Source organism: Stappia sp. ABD4_338 (assembly GCF_056312175.1).
This window is the reverse complement of sequence record NZ_CM149982.1, coordinates 408,731-425,345: the sequence shown is the minus strand read 5'-3', so window position 1 is coordinate 425,345 and position 16,615 is coordinate 408,731. Positions and strand designations below refer to the sequence as shown.

11 protein-coding genes are annotated in these 16,615 nt (G+C 66.6%); 4 read left to right on the top strand and 7 right to left on the bottom strand.

From position 1 onward, the window contains the following. Nucleotides 1–28: 28 nt before the first annotated feature. The 6 genes from ACYX4S_RS01820 to ACYX4S_RS01795 form a co-directional block, all read right to left on the bottom strand. Complete coding sequence (locus ACYX4S_RS01820; RefSeq protein WP_476361665.1) at nt 29–256, bottom strand: MbtH family protein; 228 nt, start codon at nt 254–256, stop codon at nt 29–31. A 9-nt stretch (nt 257–265) separates the two neighbouring features. Next, the gene (locus ACYX4S_RS01815; RefSeq protein ID WP_476362802.1) at nt 266–961 is read right to left on the bottom strand and encodes a thioesterase II family protein; all 696 of its coding nucleotides are present in this window, start codon (nt 959–961) and stop codon (nt 266–268) included. Nucleotides 962–1,042: 81 nt separating this feature from the next. Beyond that, nucleotides 1,043–7,630 carry an amino acid adenylation domain-containing protein gene (locus ACYX4S_RS01810; protein ID WP_476361664.1) on the bottom strand — a complete coding sequence of 2,196 codons (6,588 nt, stop codon included), beginning with the start codon at nt 7,628–7,630 and terminating at the stop codon, nt 1,043–1,045. A gap of 61 nt (nt 7,631–7,691) precedes the next feature. Beyond that, a complete protein-coding gene (locus ACYX4S_RS01805; protein WP_476361663.1) occupies nt 7,692–8,357 on the bottom strand; it encodes a hypothetical protein in 666 nt (221 codons plus the stop codon). A gap of 65 nt (nt 8,358–8,422) precedes the next feature. Then, entirely contained in the window at nt 8,423–9,790 is a 1,368-nt protein-coding gene (locus ACYX4S_RS01800) for a lysine N(6)-hydroxylase/L-ornithine N(5)-oxygenase family protein (RefSeq protein WP_476361662.1), read from the bottom strand. 362 nt (nt 9,791–10,152) lie between these two features. After that, nucleotides 10,153–10,905, bottom strand: a complete 753-nt coding sequence (locus ACYX4S_RS01795) for a YqcI/YcgG family protein (protein ID WP_476361661.1) — start codon at nt 10,903–10,905, stop codon at nt 10,153–10,155. A 398-nt stretch (nt 10,906–11,303) separates the two neighbouring features. Here ACYX4S_RS01795 and ACYX4S_RS01790 point away from each other — a divergent pair, with 398 nt between their 5' ends. Beyond that, the gene (locus tag ACYX4S_RS01790) at nt 11,304–12,374 is read left to right on the top strand and encodes an alanine racemase (protein ID WP_476362801.1); all 1,071 of its coding nucleotides are present in this window, start codon (nt 11,304–11,306) and stop codon (nt 12,372–12,374) included. Nucleotides 12,375–12,408: 34 nt separating this feature from the next. Here the strand turns inward: ACYX4S_RS01790 and ACYX4S_RS01785 are convergent, their stop codons facing one another. Beyond that, on the bottom strand, nt 12,409–13,140 hold the full coding sequence (locus tag ACYX4S_RS01785; RefSeq protein ID WP_476361660.1) for a GntR family transcriptional regulator: 732 nt from the start codon (nt 13,138–13,140) through the stop codon (nt 12,409–12,411). A gap of 445 nt (nt 13,141–13,585) precedes the next feature. On the opposite strand from ACYX4S_RS01785, the gene uxaC reads away from it, so the two are divergent. From uxaC to ACYX4S_RS01770, 3 genes are all read left to right on the top strand, one after another. Beyond that, a complete protein-coding gene (gene uxaC / locus ACYX4S_RS01780) occupies nt 13,586–14,992 on the top strand; it encodes a glucuronate isomerase (RefSeq protein ID WP_476361659.1) in 1,407 nt (468 codons plus the stop codon). A gap of 47 nt (nt 14,993–15,039) precedes the next feature. After that, nucleotides 15,040–16,020, top strand: coding sequence for a TRAP transporter substrate-binding protein (locus ACYX4S_RS01775; RefSeq protein ID WP_293718092.1), 981 nt, complete (start codon nt 15,040–15,042; stop codon nt 16,018–16,020). An 84-nt stretch (nt 16,021–16,104) separates the two neighbouring features. Further along, nucleotides 16,105–16,614, top strand: a complete 510-nt coding sequence (locus ACYX4S_RS01770) for a TRAP transporter small permease (RefSeq protein WP_293718223.1) — start codon at nt 16,105–16,107, stop codon at nt 16,612–16,614. Nucleotide 16,615: the final 1 nt, after the last annotated feature.

The window sequence follows — 16,615 nt, the reverse complement described above, 5'->3', positions numbered from 1 at the left end:
GCACAGGGCAACCGACACCGGAACGGCGTCAGACCTCCTCGCCCAGCGCGCGGCGCAGGCTCAGGGGACGCATGTCCCGCCATGCCGACTTGATGTGCTCCAGACAGGTCTCGCGCGGACCGCGCGTCCCCTCCTCGCGCCAGCCGCCGGGACACACCCGGTCGGCCGGCCACAGCGAGAATTGCCCCTCGTCGTTCACCACGACCTTGAAGCTCTGCGTGGTCTCGAACATCACCGCCTCTCCCTTCCCTGCCATCAGGCTTCCTCACGCCACAGCGGCGTCCCGAACGATCTCCGCAACGAGCCCCTTGGCGGATCCCAGCGGGAAATGGTGATCTCCGGGGTGCTGCCGGACCCGGAATCCACCCCGCGTATGCCGACGCCAGCCGGTGAGGTGCATCGGCCCCACGGAGCTGTCACGTGTCCCGTGATGCGCCGTGATCGGCGTTGTCAGGACGACATCGCCGGGCGACTCGTAGCTGGCGCAGGCGGCAAGGTCGGCACGGATCGTCGGGAGCATCAGCTCCACAAGGTCGCGCGATGCCGGCCGGCCGTTCAGCTTGGCGAAATGCCGGATGACGGACGCATCGCTTGCAAGATCCGGCCCCGGCCGGCGCGGAACATGCGGCGCGGCATGAGCCGAGACATGCAGCATCGCGGGGCGTGCATCACCGCGTTCCTCGATGGCCCGCACGAGTTCGAAGGCAACAAGCGCACCCATGCTGTGTCCGAAGACGGAAAACGACCCGGGCCATCCATGGCCGCGCATCTCCTGCAGGACATGATCGGCCATGGCACGGATCGAGGTGAGTGGGGAATCGGAAAAGCGCGAGAGCCGGCCGGGAAGTTCCGGGGAGAACACCGACATATGCGGCCCGAAAAGCGCGGGCCACTCTTGAAAATAGGCACTGCTTGCTCCGGCCGGCGGTAGGCAGACGAGAGCATGGGCGTGCGGGACCACGCCGCCTTTGGCCCGTTTGTCCGCGAATTCCAGATCCCGGCTTCCGCTCACCTGTCCCGCTCCCCGGCACCCACTCCCGTTTCAGTCACCGGCCGCACCGCTTACCCGCCCGGCATCGGCATTTGCCGGAGCACTGCGTGTGCCTGTCGCGGCCGGCCCGTCGGCGTCCTGGAGAATGGCGGCGAGCCCGGCAACGGTCGGGGTTTCGAAAATTCCGCGCAACGGCAGGTCGAGCCCCAGCCCCTCGTTGAGGCGCGAGACCACCTGCGTCGCCGTCAGCGACTGGCCGCCAAGCTCGAAGAAACTGTCCTCCACCCCGACGTCCTCCAGACCGAGCACCTCCATCCAGACCGCCGCGATCCGCCGCTCCAGGTCGGTGCGCGGCGCCACCCGCTCCCCGTCCTGGCGAACCAGTCGCACCGGGGCGGGCAAGGCGTGCTTGTCGATCTTGCCGGACGCGGCCTTGGGGAAGGACTCAACCACGACGAAGGATGCGGGCACCATGAACTCCGGCAGGAGCGCACGCAGATGCGCATCCAGCATCCGGGGATCGGGATCGGCACCGGGGGCGGCACGCACATAGGCGACAAGACCGACCCCGCCGCTGTCCTGCTCGGCCGCATGGCGGCGCGGCAGCACCACCGCCTGGGCCACGTCCGGATGCCCGGCAAGCACCTGTTCGATCTCGGACGGCTCGACCCGGTATCCCCGGATCTTGACCTGTTCGTCGGCCCGTCCCAGGAAGACAAGGGCTCCACCATGTGAAATCCGCACGCGATCGCCGGTCGCATAGATCCGTGCGGCGGGCCTGCCCCGGGGGATGCTCCCGTCGGGCAGGAAACGCTCGGCGGTGCGCTCCGGCGCCCCGAGATAGCCAAGCGCCAGCGTCTCGCCGCCGACACAGAGCTCGCCCGGCACGCCTTCGGGAACCGGATATCCGTGAGCGTCGAGCACCTGGAGCCGCGCGCCCCAAACCGGTCGGCCGATGGGCGGCGCATCCTCCCACCGCTCCGGGTCGCCCGACAGGGTCCAGGAGGTAACCACATGGGTTTCCGACGGGCCGTACTGGTTGACGAGCACCGCCCCCTCGTCCAGCCCCTTGAACAGCGCGCGGATCGGCGGGCTGACCACGAGCCGCTCGCCGGCCGTGATGACCTCGCGCAGCGCCAGGCCAAGGGTTTCCGCCCCGCCTTCGCTCGCCGTGCCGACGGCAAGCTGCTGCAGGGCAACGAATGGCAGGAACATCCGTTCGATGCGATGGCGGGCGAGAAGCCGTGGCCAGTCGCCGGGATTGGAGAGTTCGGTTTCCTCGAGCGTGACAAGCGTCCCTCCCGAGGCCAGTGTCGCCAGCATCTCCTGAAGAGAGACATCGAAGCCGGGACGCGAGAACTGCAGCGTGCGCAGTCCCGGCGCAAAGTCCGGTTGCGCCACCTGCCAAGCCACCAGCCGGTCGAGCACCGAGCGCGGCACGAGAACGCCCTTCGGCGTTCCGGTGGTGCCCGAGGTGTAGACCAGATAGCCGTGCGCCCATCCGTCCGGCAGGTCGGGCAGCTCCGCGTCCAGGCCAGCCTCCGCCAGAGCTGCCACATCCGTCGTCACGACCGCGTCGTCCGTTTCCAGACCGTCAAGCGGCATGCCCACGACAAGCCGTGCACCGGCATCCGCAACGATCATCGCCTTGCGGGCCGGCGGCAGGTCCGGCGCCACGTTGAGAAAGGTTCCGCCCGCCCTGAGAACCGCGGCAAGCATCAGGGCCAGATCGCTTCCACGTCCCAGATGCAGGGCAACCACGTCGCCCGGCCCGACCCCTTTCGCATTCAGACCGCGCGCCAGGCGTTCCGTCCGCGCCAGAAATCCCGCCCGGTCGAAAACGACACCGTCGCTACCCTCGAGTGCCGGGGCGCCCGGCTCCCGCGCCGCCGCCCGCTCGATCAGCTCCAGAACGTCCGGAACCGTCTCCGGGCCGCCGCCGTCGCAGACCCGGCGCACCTCTTCGAGCGCATCCGCATCCGCGAGGGGCACCAGGTCGCATACCTCGTCCGGGTCCTCGACAAGACCGCACAGCAAGGTCTCGAACTGGCGGGCGAACGCCCGTACCGTCGCATCATCGAAAACGTCGGCGGCATATTCGAAGACCGCATTCGCGCCCTCGGGCGTCTCGTTGACGAACAGGGTCAGGTCGAACTTGGCCCCCGCCACGGCGACATTCGCCTCGCCCTCGGCGTCGAGCGTGATCGCCTGCAGCCCCTTCTGGTGCGAGAACATCACCTGGAAGATCGGCGCCACGCTGAGCTGGCGGGGCGGGCGCACGATCTCCACCAGCTTCTCGAAGGGCAAGTCCTTGTGCTGGAACACGTCGAGCACCATGGCCCGGGTGCTCTCCACGAGCTCGGCGAAGCTCCCCCCCTCCCCGCAGTTCAGCGGGATCGGCAATGTGTTGGTGAACAGGCCGATGAGCGGTTCCAGTTCCGGTCTGTCCCGATGCGACATGGGGGTTCCCACCACCACCGTCTCCTGACCGCTCAGCCGGTTGAGGAACACCGCGAAGGCGGCCAGGTAGACCATGAAGCTGGTCGCACCGGTCTGGGACGCCAGCGCCTCGACGTCCTCGTGCACCGCGTCGGGCACGCGAAAACCCGTCACGCGGCCTTCCGGCATCCGCCCCGGGCCGCGCGGCCGGTCGAGCGGCAGGTCGATGAGGCTCGGCGCGCCCTCGAGCGCGTCACGCCAGAATCCGGCGAGCCCCTCGATCTCCCCACCGGCGAGCCGCTGGCGCTGCCACAGGGCGAAATCCCCGTATTGCACTTCGAGCGGGGGCAGAGACGGCTTTTCGCGCAGACCCAGCGCACGATACGCCTCCAGCACCTCACGCTGCAGGAGCCCGGTCGACCAGGCATCGCAGATCGCGTGATGGATCGGCAGGATCACGCAAGCCGACCCGTCCCCGGCAAGCGCCAGGCACGCGCGCAGAAGCGGACCTTCTGCGAGATCGAAGGGGCGATGCGCCTCGGTGCGGATGAGATCCCTGATCGCGGGGCTGTCGGCCGCGCCCGGCGCATCGGGAAACTCGAAGATCTCCGGCTTTAGCCGCAGACGCGGCAGCACCTTCTGCACCGCCTGCCCCCCCTCGAAGGCGAAAACCGTGCGCAATACCTCGTGGCGGGCGACGACCGCATTGATGGCCCGCTCCACCATGCGCGGATCGACCGGAGCAGGCAGCACCAGCGACACGAGCCCGTTGTAGGCATTGCCGTGCGGCGCAAAGCGATCGAGGAACCACAATCGCTCCTGGGCGAAGGACAAGGGCGGCTCGACGCCTGCGGCACGCGGCCGGATGCGTCCGTAGCCGCCGTCCCGGCGCGCGCCCTCCCCGCGTTCGCCCGCGCCATCGCGGCCCGCCCGCGGCTCGCCATCCGCCATCTGGTCCGCCTGGCCGTCGCCGTCCCCCGCGACCGGCAGGTCGAGCCGGTCCAGACGGGCATCGAGATCCTCAATGCGCGCGGCAAGCGCGGCCGTGAACTCACGAACGCTCGGCGCCTCGAACAGAAGCCGGATGGAAACATCCGCGTCGAGTTGCTCGCCGAGCCTCGAGGTCACCTGGGTGACGAGAAGCGAATGCCCGCCGAGTGCGAAGAAATTGTCGGTAACACCAAAGCCGTCGTGCCCCAACACCATGGCCCACACACGGTGGACGAGCGCCTCCGCGCGATTGGCGGAAGCCTCGCGCGCGCCTTCCGCAATGCGCGCGGAAAGCTCGGCCTCGGCGTCCGGAAGGCGCGCACGGTCCACCTTTCCCGCAGGCGTCAGCGGCACCTCGTCAATGGGGATCACCTGGGCCGGCACCATGTAGTCGGGCAGAAGTCCGCGCGCGCGCGCCAGAATGTCACCGCCCGCCCCGGCGTCCCGGGTCGCCACATAGGCGACGATGCGCTTTTCCCCGTTCGCGCCCGTCACGCATTGCACCGTGGCATTGTTGACGCCGTCCTGCTCCTTGAGCACCTCCTCGATTTCCGCCGGCTCGATACGAAAGCCCCTCAACTCGATCTGGTCGTCGATACGTCCGAGATAGTCGACCTCGCCGGTTTGAAGGACACGCGCGAGATCACCGGTGCGATAAAGCCGGGCCCCCTCGTCACCGCTCAGGAAGTCCGGCAGGAACCGCTCCGCCGTCAGGTCCGGCCGGCCCATGTAGCCACGCCCCACCCCCGCTCCCCCGATGAGAAGCTCCCCCGCCACACCGATGGGACAGAGTTCGAGATTCTCGTCGACCACATAGTGCCGGTAGTTGGGCAGCGGCCCGCCGATGGTCGGCTTCCCCTCGCCCGGCCGGCACCGGTGCATGGTCGTTCCGACCGTCGTTTCAGTCGGCCCGTAGGCGTTGAAGAACCCCCGGTCCGCGCCCCATTTCCCGACCACGCTTTCGGGAAGCGCCGCGCCGCCTGACACCACGCTCCGGAGATCCGGCAAGGGGCGGGCGCGCAGGCTCGCCCACAGCGACGGAGGCAGCGTTATGGAGGTGATCCGCTCGCGCTCGAGCAGGTCGAAAAGCTCCTCGCCCGCCGGCATGTCGACGCGCGGGGCAAGCACGATCTCGCCACCCGACAGCAGCGCCTCGAAGATTTCGCGCACGGACACGTCGAACCCGAAGGAGGAAAACTGCAGGATCCGGTCGCCGGGCCCCAGGCCCAGCGCCTCCACGGTGCCCGCGATCAGGTTGATGACGCTGCGATGCTCGATCATCACCCCCTTGGGGCGCCCGGTGGAACCGGAGGTGTAGATGACGTAGGCAAGCTGGCGCGGATGCACCCGCGTCTCCAGGGCCGCATCGGACAGGCCGGCGGCGGGATCCTCGCCCCGGTCGAAGACGACGACCTTTTCGCGCGCGCTCACGGGCATCGCAGCGAAACGGGGCGCGAGGTCGCTCTGGGTCACGACCATGGCGGCACCCGCGTCCTCCAGCATGTAGGCGATGCGTCCGTCCGGATAGCGCGGGTCGAGCGCGAGATAGGCACGGCCCGACTTGAGGATCCCGAACATGGCAATCGCGAGTTCCGCGGATCCGTCCATGCACAACGCGACCACCGCCCCCTCTTCGAGGCCCGATGCGTCGAGCAACCGGGCGAAGGCATTGGTGCGCGCGTCAAACTCCGTGTAGCTCAGGTCCCGGCCGAGACAGCGCACCGCCGGCGCATCGCCATGGGCGGCAACACATTCCGCAAACCGCTCGGGAATCGAGATCTCGCGCAAGGGCCGGCCGGTGTCGTTGAATGCCGTGACGAGCCTGTCGCGATCCCCCGCGCTCATCACCGGCAGCGTGCCGATGGCGCGTTCACTGTCGCGCGCCGCCGCGGCCAGCATCTCGCGAAACCCCTCGTGCCAGCGCGTGACCGTCTCGTGCGAGAACAGCTCGGTCGAATACTCGAAGGTTCCTGCAAACCGGTTTCCCATCGCCTGCATCTGCAAGGTGAGGTCGAACTTCGACGTGCTGGTGTTCACCGAGGCCGGAGGGTCGGGATAATAGGGCGCGTCGGGTGCGATCGTCGTCCCCGTGAAGTCGAACATGGCCTGGAAGATCGGGTTGATGTTGGCGCTGCGCACGGGCTGCACCGCTTCCACGATCTTCTCGAAGGGAAGATCCTCGTTTCCGAGCGCGTCGAGGGTCGTCTCCCGCACGGCCATCAGCGCCTCGGCGAATGTCATCGTCGGCGCTAGATCGCTGACCATGACGAGACTGTTGACGAAAAAGCCGATCAGCGGTTCCACATCGGTCGTGGTGCGTGCCGCCGTCGGTGAGCCGACGATCACCCGCCTTTTGCCGGTGATACGGAACAGGAACACCTTGAAGGCAGCCAGGAACAGCATGAAGGGCGTGACGCCGAGCCCGCGCGCCAGTTCCGCCAGAGCCCTGCTCGTATCAGGGTCGAGCGCGAAGCTCTGGGTCGCGCCGGCAAACGTCAGATGGGCCGGACGCGGCCGGTCCGCGGGCAGCGGCAGCACAAGGTCGTCCCCGGCCAGCTTTTCCTTCCAGGCCGCGAGACGTACAGCCACCCGCTCGCCGTTGAAGGCCTCGTGCTGGCGCGCGGCATGGTCGGCGAAACTGATCGGCAGCGCGGGCAGAACCGGCCGCTCCCCGGCCCGATAGGCCTCCAGGATCGCGTTGAACTCCCGCTGGAAGATACCGATCGACCAGCCGTCGGACACGATGTGGTGCAGGCAGTAGACGAGCCAGGCATCGCGCGTGCCGCGCCGGAGCAGGCGCGCGCGCATCAACGGTCCGGCCGCAAGATCGAAGGTCCGGTCCCCGACCTCCTTCAAGGCCTTGGCGAGTTCCGCGTTGAACCGGTCGTCGGACAGGTCCGACCCGAAGTCCTCGACCTCGAAGGGGATTGCGGCATCCGGCACCGGCTCGGCATGAGGTTTTCCGCCCACCGCCACGAAGCGGGTCCGGATCGGCTGGTGGCGGTCGGCGATGAGATCGAGCGCGGCGGAGACCATGTCGGGCCGCGCATCCCCGGAGATCGGCAGGTAGGCGGGGAGATTGTAGAGCGGGGAGTCCGGGTTGTAGCGATCCAGGAACCACAGTCGTTCCTGCGAGAACGACAGGGGAAGAAGCCCCTGCGCACCGCGCCGGTTCCCGGCTCCCCCTTCAGTCGTCATGAGACCGGTCATCGGCGCCCCCGTTTCCTGATGCTCGCTTGCAAGCCCGCAGCCCGGACCTCACGCCATCGTGTCAGCCGCTCGCGTACCAGGAGCGCAGCGTCTCCACCTGCATCCTGGCCGCCGGATGCAGGTCATCCGTCTCGATCCCGGAAAGCAGCGAGGACACGTTTTCGGCGTGCTTCCTGCCGAGTGCTTCCATGTCGCGTTCGCACATGCCGCGAATGTCGGCGTCCCGGGTAAGTCCCTCGAACCAGATCTTGCTGGCCTCCGGATCGAGGACCGACAGGTTGCACAGGGTTGCCTGCAGGGCCTGGATGCGAAGCTGCGCCTTGGCGATATCGGCGGAAATTTCGCGCAGCTCTTCCGCCTCCATCGCGGCCTCGCCGTATTGCGCCTGCCAGAGGGCCGTGTGCTGGGACTGGACCCGCTGCCACAGTTCCATCATCTCCTGCTGCAGTTCGGCGCCACGTTCCGCCAGGCGCTCCTGCACCTCCGCGTGCAAAGCGCCCAGTTCGGCACCCGCCGCGCCACAGCGTTCGCGCATGTCCTGCTCGCGCGCGAAGCGGGCCTGTTCCAGTTCGACCTGAAGCCGTTGCAGGTCCAGATCGGACGGTCCCGCCCGCTCCGGCCCGTCACGTTCCGGAGCAGCCTTGCGCCCGGACGCCTTCGCCCGGCCCCCGGCCTTCGTGTTCGCCGGAGTGTCTCCGGAGGATGCCTTCTTGTCCTCGTCCGCCATGATGCCGTCCTCGCATTGCTGGCCGCTGGAGTATCGGCCCGAGCCTCTTCGCAAGGGCCCTCACCTCAGACGGCGGTGGAAACACGCCCGTGCGTGCGCGCCGCCGCCTCCACCTCGAGCGCGACGGACGCGTCGCCGCCGTCGAGATCGCGCAGAATTTCCTCCGCCCGTATGGGCATGAGCGACAGCAGGATCTCGCTGAGCCCGTGCGTATGCTCGCAATAGCCCTGCATGTAGACCTTGGGCAGGAAGTCCTCGCGCCGCTCGATATGGTAGTCGCGCGCGAACACATAGCGCCCCTCGGCGTCGGTGCGCAGATAGGGCGCGATGCCCTCCAGAAGCGGCTCCGGCATGGGGTAGCGATAGCCGGTGGCGAAGATGACCACGTCGCAAGCGTGTTCGCGCGTCTCCCCGCTGAGCATGTCGCGCAGGGTGACGATCGCCTGCCCGTCGCTTTCGCGTGCCGCGAGCGCTTCGGTAAATCGCTGGACGCTCAATCGGTTCCGCCCGGTCGCGCGATCCTGGTACAGCGCGTCATAGAGAACGGGCAGGAGGTCGAAATCGACCGCGGAATGGGTCACGTCCGCATGGTGCCTGAGCAGCGTCTCGCGCATCTCCGGCGAGGCGCGGTAGAACATGTCCACCGCCTCGGGAAAGAAGATCTCGTTGACGAAATGGGTGTCGTCCTGCGGCTTGAAGGCGAAGCCGCGATGGGCGACGGCCACCTCCGCCTCGGGATAGGCGTTGATCGCGTACTGGAACACGTCACCCGCCGTCTGTCCGGCCCCCACGACCAGGATCCTGTAGCGCCCCTCGGTCGAGGGACAGTTGCGTTCGACCGCGCCCCGGGTGCGGGCCGAATGCACGATCCGCCCGCTCTCGCTCTCCCTGATGCCGGCCGGCATCACGGGCTTGCCGCCAAGACCGACCGAGACATTGCGCGCCCGCCAGGCCAGCGGCTTGCCGGTTTCGACCTCATGGCCGACAAGCCGCAGGGCGCGCACGATGCCGTCCTTGCCTTCCACCGGCTCGATGGCATCCACCTCGACACCATAGGCAACCTGGCGACCGAAGAACTTCGCCACCCACAGGTAGTAGTCGCTGAACTCCTGACGCGAAGGGAAGAAGGTGCGCAGGTTGATGAACTCGTGCAGCCGCTTCTGTTCGAACAGGTAGCTGAGGAAGGTGAACCGGCTCTGCGGATTGCGCATCAGCGCCAGGTCCTTGAGAAAGTTGACCTGAAGCTTGGAATCAGGAAGCAGCATGTCAGGGTGCCAGACCACCTCCCGCCGCTTTTCCAGGAACACCGGCTGCGCTCCGGAGTAAGCCCCTTCGGCCTCCATTTCCTGGGCTGCCACGGCAATCGCCAGATGCGACGGCCCGAAGCCGATGCCCACAAGATCGTGGTCGTGGTCGTAGGATGCTGCAAACATTGGTCACCCCGATATGAAAAGGGTTGAATACTGAATGCATATGCAAGCTTACGTTGCGTACGTTACGTCAACACCATCCTCATAACAAGGGCTATATTCAATTTCCGCCATCAAAAGGATATTCAAAAAACAAAAAATCACTCTATATAAGTTATTATTGGATAAAATAATGTAATAAATAGAATATTTCTTAAATAATTTCAGATATGTTAAATAAATAACCCTGCGTTATAAAATGTGTATCATGTCTAAATATACATAATAATCGAATATTTATGCCTTCAATACGAGGTGTATTGAAGAACACATCTCCCGGCGGAACCTGGTCCGCCGGGAAACCATTTCGCCCTTGCCCTGCAGGCCTACTCGGCTGCCTCGTCCACGCGCATGTGCAGCGGGCAACCGCCGGCCGGCAGGTCGTTCGTCTCCTTCAGTCCGTACTGCCACCACTCGATCTCGCCCGCCTCATAACTTCCCAGGAGAGGACTGTGCGGCAGGTCGTCATAGGCCTCAACGCGCGAGCGGATGCGCGAGCGCATGAGGCGCCCCGGAACAGTATCGCCCGCGACCCGGTCGAACCGCTCGCGCGGATTGATGACCATGGTGAAGGCCGGCCCGAGATTGCGGCTCCGGCGCACCACATGGGCCGGATTGCTCATGTTCACGAAGATCTGGGTGCCACCGAAGCACATGGTCCAGAAGGGGCTTTCGGGATCCCTCGACACGCTGTCGGGCCAATGGCCGGGGTCGACGTCATGCCAGTACTGCAGCGCGCGCCAGCCATGGGCGTGATAGTCCTCGACATGCTCGCCGGTCACGGTCGCGGGATCGAAGAGCATCACCAGCGGCTCCGCGGTGGCAACGTCCCCGTCCCAGTCACGCGCCCGCGCCAGATAGGCAAGAAGGTCGTCCGCCGCCATGTCGAGCGAGACCGGATCCGTCCCTCGCGCGAAGGCGAACAGGATCCGGCCCCGCCGGCACGCGGCCTGGGAAAACACGCAAGGAAAGCCCGACGGCGGCCTCAGCCGGTCGAGCAGCGCGCGCCCGGCCTCGATCTGCCACGCCTTCATGCCGGGCGCTCCGGCTTCGATGTCACTTTGCAGGTAAAGGGTCACGTCAACGTCTCCTCTCCGTGGGCCCGCCGCACACAAGGGCGACGGGCTGATGGACCGGATCCGCGCGCGGACGGGCCGCGCCGGACCAGGCCGGCACACCCGGGAACCGGGTTCGGAGACGGGAGGGCGACGGCGCGCACCTCCCCGAAATCGGCACGTTGTCCGCGCCGGATCGTCACATGGCGGCGGTCTCCCGCTCTCGGGTTTCCGCCTGCCTCCTCCCCCCGCAAGCAACTTCCCCGGGAGGCGGCGCGAGGCCGCCCACTCTGTTATGAGTTGCAATAACAACCTTCCGCAACTTGGCAGAAATGCAGAATGTGCCCGTGGTTGCCGGCGATTGCGGGAACACGTCCGACAAGCTACGAGTGAGGCAAACGATCGCCTTCCAGGAGACCCCGATGCCGCTCGACGCGCAAAACGACCTTCCCGAGACCCCCGCACTCGTGCTTGACGAAAGCGTCGTCCAGGCCAACATCGAGCGCCTTCAGGCCCACTGCGACGCCCGGGGCGTGCGTCTGCGTCCCCATATCAAGACGCACAAGATCCCCCGCTTCGCCCTTGCCCAGGTGGCGGCGGGCGCGGCCGGCATCACCTGCCAGAAAATCGGCGAGGCGGAGGTCATGGCCGACGCGGGCCTGGACGACATCCTCATCACCTACAACATCGTCGGCGCGGAGAAATGCGCCCGCCTGCGCCGGCTCGCGGATCGCCTGCGCCATCTGGCGGTCACCACGGACAGCGCCGCAACGGTCGACGGCCTGTCAGCGGCCTTCGAGACGGCCGAACGGCCCCTCGTCGTGCTGGTGGAATGCGACACGGGCGCCGGCCGCTGCGGTGTCCAGAGCCCGGAAGAGGCCGCCGCGCTCGCCGCCCGCATCGAGGCTGCACCGGGACTTTCCTACGGGGGCCTGATGACCTTCCCCGCCGTCGGCGATCTGGACGGCGTCGCCCGCTTCATGCGCCGGGCGCTTGAACTGGTCGCGGAGCGCGGCCTGTCATGCCGCGAGGTTTCCAGCGGCGGCACGCCGGACATGTGGAAGTCCGGCGAGGACGACTTCGTGACCGAATACCGGGCCGGCACCTACATCTTCAATGACCGCTCGCTGGTGAACCGGGGCACGGTTCCGCTGGAGGCCTGCGCCGCGCGCGTTCACGCGACCGTGGTCAGCGCGCCGACCCCGACGCGGCTCGTGGTCGACGCCGGCTCCAAGGTTCTGACGACCGACCTCTTCGGACAGACCGGCCACGGCACGGTGATCGGCCATCCGGAGGCGGACGTCGTCGGTCTCAGCGAGGAGCACGGCGTGATCCATCTGCCAAAGGATCACGGCCTGGCCGTCGGCGACCGGGTCGAGATCGTGCCGAACCACATCTGCGTGGTGGTGAACATGTTCGACGAGATTTTTCTGCGCCGAACGGACGGAACACTCGAGACGGTGCCCGTTGCCGCGCGCGGCAAGGTGACCTGAGACCACCGCACCTGTGCAAGGCAGGCGGCGGGGATCAGCCGCCCGCGGCCGCCAGCACCGCGTCCCGCGGCTCGTCGGGATCGAAATACTCCCCATGCGCGGCACGGATCGAGGAAATGATCCCGGCAATGCGGCTCAGGTGAGCCCGCATCCGCCGGATGGCCTCGTCCTCGTCGCGCGCCGCCATGGCTTCCAGAATGGAGATGTGGTCGGCAAGGGCAAGGCCGGCGCCGTTTTCCAGCGACAGGTAGCGCACCCGGTCCATATGCGCCTTGTTGTCCCGGATGAGCGTCCAGACGTGGCTGTGGCCCGCGATCTCGCAAATGCGGTTGTGAAAGGCATCGTCGAGCGCATGGAACCCGTGGCGGTCGTCGTCGGCAACGGCCTCTCGCTGGCGCTCGATCATCCGCCCCAGTTCATCGATCACCTGGGGCGTCACGTTCGGAAGCGCGGCCCGCATGATCTCCAGTTCAAGCGCCGTGCGCACGAACCGCGCCTGAAGCACCGCCTCGACGGAAATCTGCGTGACCACCGTCGCCCGCTGCGGCCGGATGAGCAGGAAGCCCTGCTGTGAGAGGCGGTAGAAGGCGTCGCGCACCGGCTGGCGGCTGACACCCAGGCGTTTGGCGACCTCGGCCTCGGACAGCTTGGTGCCGGGCGGCAGGTCGAGGCCGATCACACGCTGGTAAAGCTCGCCGAACACAAGGTCGGTGACCGAGGGCGCACGCGTCATGTCGGGCACCGTCAACTTGATCTCGTCACTCATGTCTCGTGTCCGCTCCCGCCGCCGGCCGGTCTCCGGCGGTTCCCTTCGTGTCGTCTCCCGCGCCACCGGTCCCTCGGGTTTTCCGCAGGCCGTCGCGCATTCCGTTTCCGGTGGTGTCCTGCCCCGGATCGGAGCCGTTTTCCACCGTCAATCGTCTTCCTCCCGCCATTTGCGGGGAACACCGCAACGTCCGGCGAGAATTGGTCGACCAATTCTGGTAAGTTGTCGACCAGACGAGAGGCATCCTTCATGCGATGGCGCCAGGATCTACGTTCCCCCTTCTCACGCAAGCCCGCCACGCCAGGCGAACACTGCGGCAAGAAAACGGGAACCGACGAGCAGGCGCAGAAGCATGATTGACTCCGCTTGCCGACTAACATATTAGCTTACTAGACGATCCGCCACCCCAAAAGCGCAGGCCTTGGGGGGCATCTGGAGGTCACGAATGGCGCTTTTGAGCGAAGACCGGCTGTTTCCGGTCGAGGACAGGACACGCGGACTGGCACGGTCCATCTACGGCACGATCCGCGATCTGCCGATCGTCAGCCCGCATGGTCATACCGACCCGGCCTGGTTTGCCGAAGACGACCGGTTCCCCGATCCCGCGCGCCTGTTCGTCGTGCCCGATCACTACGTGTTCAGGATGCTCTGCTCCCAGGGCGTCGCGCTGACGGACCTCGGCGTTCCGCGCGTCGACGGCGGCGAGAGCGAGCAGGATCCGCGCAAGATCTGGCGCACCTTCGCGAAGCAATTCCACCTGTTTCGCGGCACCCCGTCCTCCATGTGGCTGAACCATGCCTTCCAGGAGGTCTTCGGTCTCGACGTGCCGCTGTCCGCCGACACCGCGGACCACTACTACGACCATATCGACGCCTGCCTCGCGAAGCCGGAGTTCCGCCCGCGTGCGTTGTTCGAGCGCTTCAACATCGAGGTCATCTCGACCACCGAAGCCGCGACCGACGAACTCGCCCATCACCGCAAGCTACGTGACAGCGGCTGGACGGGGCGCGTGGTCACTGCCTATCGGCCCGACAGCGTAATCGATCCCGAGTTCGAGGGCTTTGCGGACAATGTCGCGCGCCTTGGAGAACTGAGCGGGGAAGACACCACGACATTCGCCGGCTACCTCGCCGCCCACCGGACGCGCCGCGCCTTCTTCCGCGAGATGGGCGCGACGTCCTCGGACCATGGCGCCCCGAGCGCGCGTACCGAGGACCTTCCGCGCGCGGAGGCCGAGCGGATCTTCGGCAAGGCGCTTGCCGGCACCTGCACCGCCGAGGAGGCCGATGCCTTCCGTGGCCACATGCTCACCGAGATGGCGCGCATGAGCCTCGACGACGGACTGGTGATGCAGATCCATCCAGGCTCCTTCCGCAACCATTCCAGCACGGTCATGGCGCGCTTCGGACGCGACAAGGGCTTCGACATCCCCACCCGCACGGACTACGTGCGCGCGCTCAAGCCGCTGCTCGACGCCGTCGGCATGGAGCCGGGCCTGACCATCATTCTCTTCACGCTGGACGAGACGTCCTACTCGCGCGAGCTCGCGCCGCTGGCCGGCGTCTATCCGACCCTGCGCCTGGGCCCGCCCTGGTGGTTCCACGACAGCCCCGAGGGCATGCGCCGCTTCCGCGAGATGGCGACGGAGACCGCGGGCTTCTTCAACACGGTCGGGTTCAATGACGACACCCGCGCCTTTTGTTCCATCCCCGCGCGCCACGACGTGGCCCGGCGGGTCGATGCCGGCTTCCTCGCAACACTCGTCGAGACCGGAAGGCTCGCCGAAAGCGAGGCTTACGAGGTCGCCTATGACCTCACGTATCGCCTGGTGAAGGAGGCTTACAGGCTCTGAGGAGCATCACCGGGCCGGTTCGGTTTTTTTAGGGAGGAGACTGAGCAATGGCATTCTGGAAGAACATGACGGCCGCGGCGGCACTCATCGCGGCCTCGACCCTGACGGCCCAGGCGGCCGACATGGTCCTTCGCTCGTCGGACACGCACCCCGACGGCTATCCCACCGTGGAGGCGGTGAAGCACATGGGCAAGCTCCTGGAGGAGCGGACGGACGGGCGTCTCGGCATCGAGGTGTTCCACTCCGCCCAGCTCGGCCAGGAGAAAGACACCATCGAGCAGACGCAGTTCGGCGTCATCGACATGAACCGCGTCTCGCTCGGCCCGTTCAACAACATCATCGAGGAAACCCAGGTTCCCTCGCTGCCCTACATCTTCCGTTCCACCGAACACATGCACAAGGTCATGGACGGCCCCGTGGGTGAGGAAATCCTCGCCGCCTTCGCCGACCACGACCTGATCGGCCTGGCCTTCTACGACGGCGGCTCGCGTTCGTTCTACAATTCGGAGAAGCCCATCAAGTCGATGGACGATCTTTCCGGCATGAAGTTCCGCGTGATGCAGTCGGATCTCTTCGTCGACATGGTCGGCGCGCTCGGCGCAAACGCCACTCCGATGCCCTATGGCGAGGTCTACTCCTCGATCCAGACCGGCGTCATCGACGGCGCTGAGAACAACTGGCCTTCCTACGAGAGCTCGGGCCACTTCGAGGTCGCCAAGTACTACACGCTCGACCAGCACCTGATCGTGCCGGAAGTGCTCGTGATGTCGAAGAAGACCTGGGACAAGCTGTCCGAGGAAGACCAGAAGATCGTCCGTCAGGCGGCAAAGGACTCCGTCCCCCACATGCGCAAGCTGTGGGCCGAGCGCGAAGCCGCCTCGGAGGCCAAGGTGCGCGAGTCCGGCGTCGAGGTGATCACCGAAATCGACAAGACGCCCTTCATCGAGGCGATGAAGCCGGTCTACGAGAAGTACGTGACCTCCGACAAGCTGAAGGATCTCGTCGCCCGCATCCAGGCGACGAAGTAAGCGACCAGCAGCCCCGGCGGGCCGCGGCGCACCAGCGTGCCGCGGCCCGTCCCGTGCCGGGAGGGCAATGACGTGCAGATCCTGATGACCCGTGTCGCCAGGGCGACCGGGCTGACAGCGCGGGTGGCGCTTTGGGCCTCCGCCGCGGGCCTGGTGCTGATGACGGCTTTCATCACCATCCAGGTCTTTTTCCGCTACGTGCTCAACGACAGTCAGGCGTGGACCGAACCCGCCTCTGTGATGCTCATGGGCTGGTTCATCTTTCTCGGTGCCGCCGTCGGCATCCGGGAAGGCTATCACCTTTCCTTCGACGTGCTGCTCTACGTGCTGCCGCAGCGCGCGAAACTCGCGCTCTACTCCGTCTCGGACGCCGTCGTCATCGCCTTCGGCGTCGGCATGATCTGGTTCGGCGCCGAGCTCGCGGAAAAGACCGCCGGCAACAAGCTGCCCTCGCTCGGCATATCCGGCGCCTTCGATTTCCTGCCGCTGGTCGCCGGCGGCATCCTCATCGTCCTGTTCTCGCTCGAGCGTCTCGCCCGCCGCGCCGCCGGTCTGCCGACGGCCCGCTTCGGCGAAACCGATCCGGAGACGTAAG

Coding starts and splice junctions, on each gene's coding strand:
- ACYX4S_RS01820 (WP_476361665.1), bottom strand. CDS start 256: ATGGCAGGGAAGGGAGAGGCGGTGATGTTCGAGACCACGCAGAGCTTC.
- ACYX4S_RS01810 (WP_476361664.1), bottom strand. CDS start 7,630: ATGACCGGTCTCATGACGACTGAAGGGGGAGCCGGGAACCGGCGCGGT.
- ACYX4S_RS01805 (WP_476361663.1), bottom strand. CDS start 8,357: ATGGCGGACGAGGACAAGAAGGCATCCTCCGGAGACACTCCGGCGAAC.
- ACYX4S_RS01800 (WP_476361662.1), bottom strand. CDS start 9,790: ATGTTTGCAGCATCCTACGACCACGACCACGATCTTGTGGGCATCGGC.
- ACYX4S_RS01790 (WP_476362801.1), top strand. CDS start 11,304: ATGCCGCTCGACGCGCAAAACGACCTTCCCGAGACCCCCGCACTCGTG.
- ACYX4S_RS01785 (WP_476361660.1), bottom strand. CDS start 13,140: ATGAGTGACGAGATCAAGTTGACGGTGCCCGACATGACGCGTGCGCCC.
- uxaC (WP_476361659.1), top strand. CDS start 13,586: ATGGCGCTTTTGAGCGAAGACCGGCTGTTTCCGGTCGAGGACAGGACA.
- ACYX4S_RS01775 (WP_293718092.1), top strand. CDS start 15,040: ATGGCATTCTGGAAGAACATGACGGCCGCGGCGGCACTCATCGCGGCC.
- ACYX4S_RS01770 (WP_293718223.1), top strand. CDS start 16,105: ATGACCCGTGTCGCCAGGGCGACCGGGCTGACAGCGCGGGTGGCGCTT.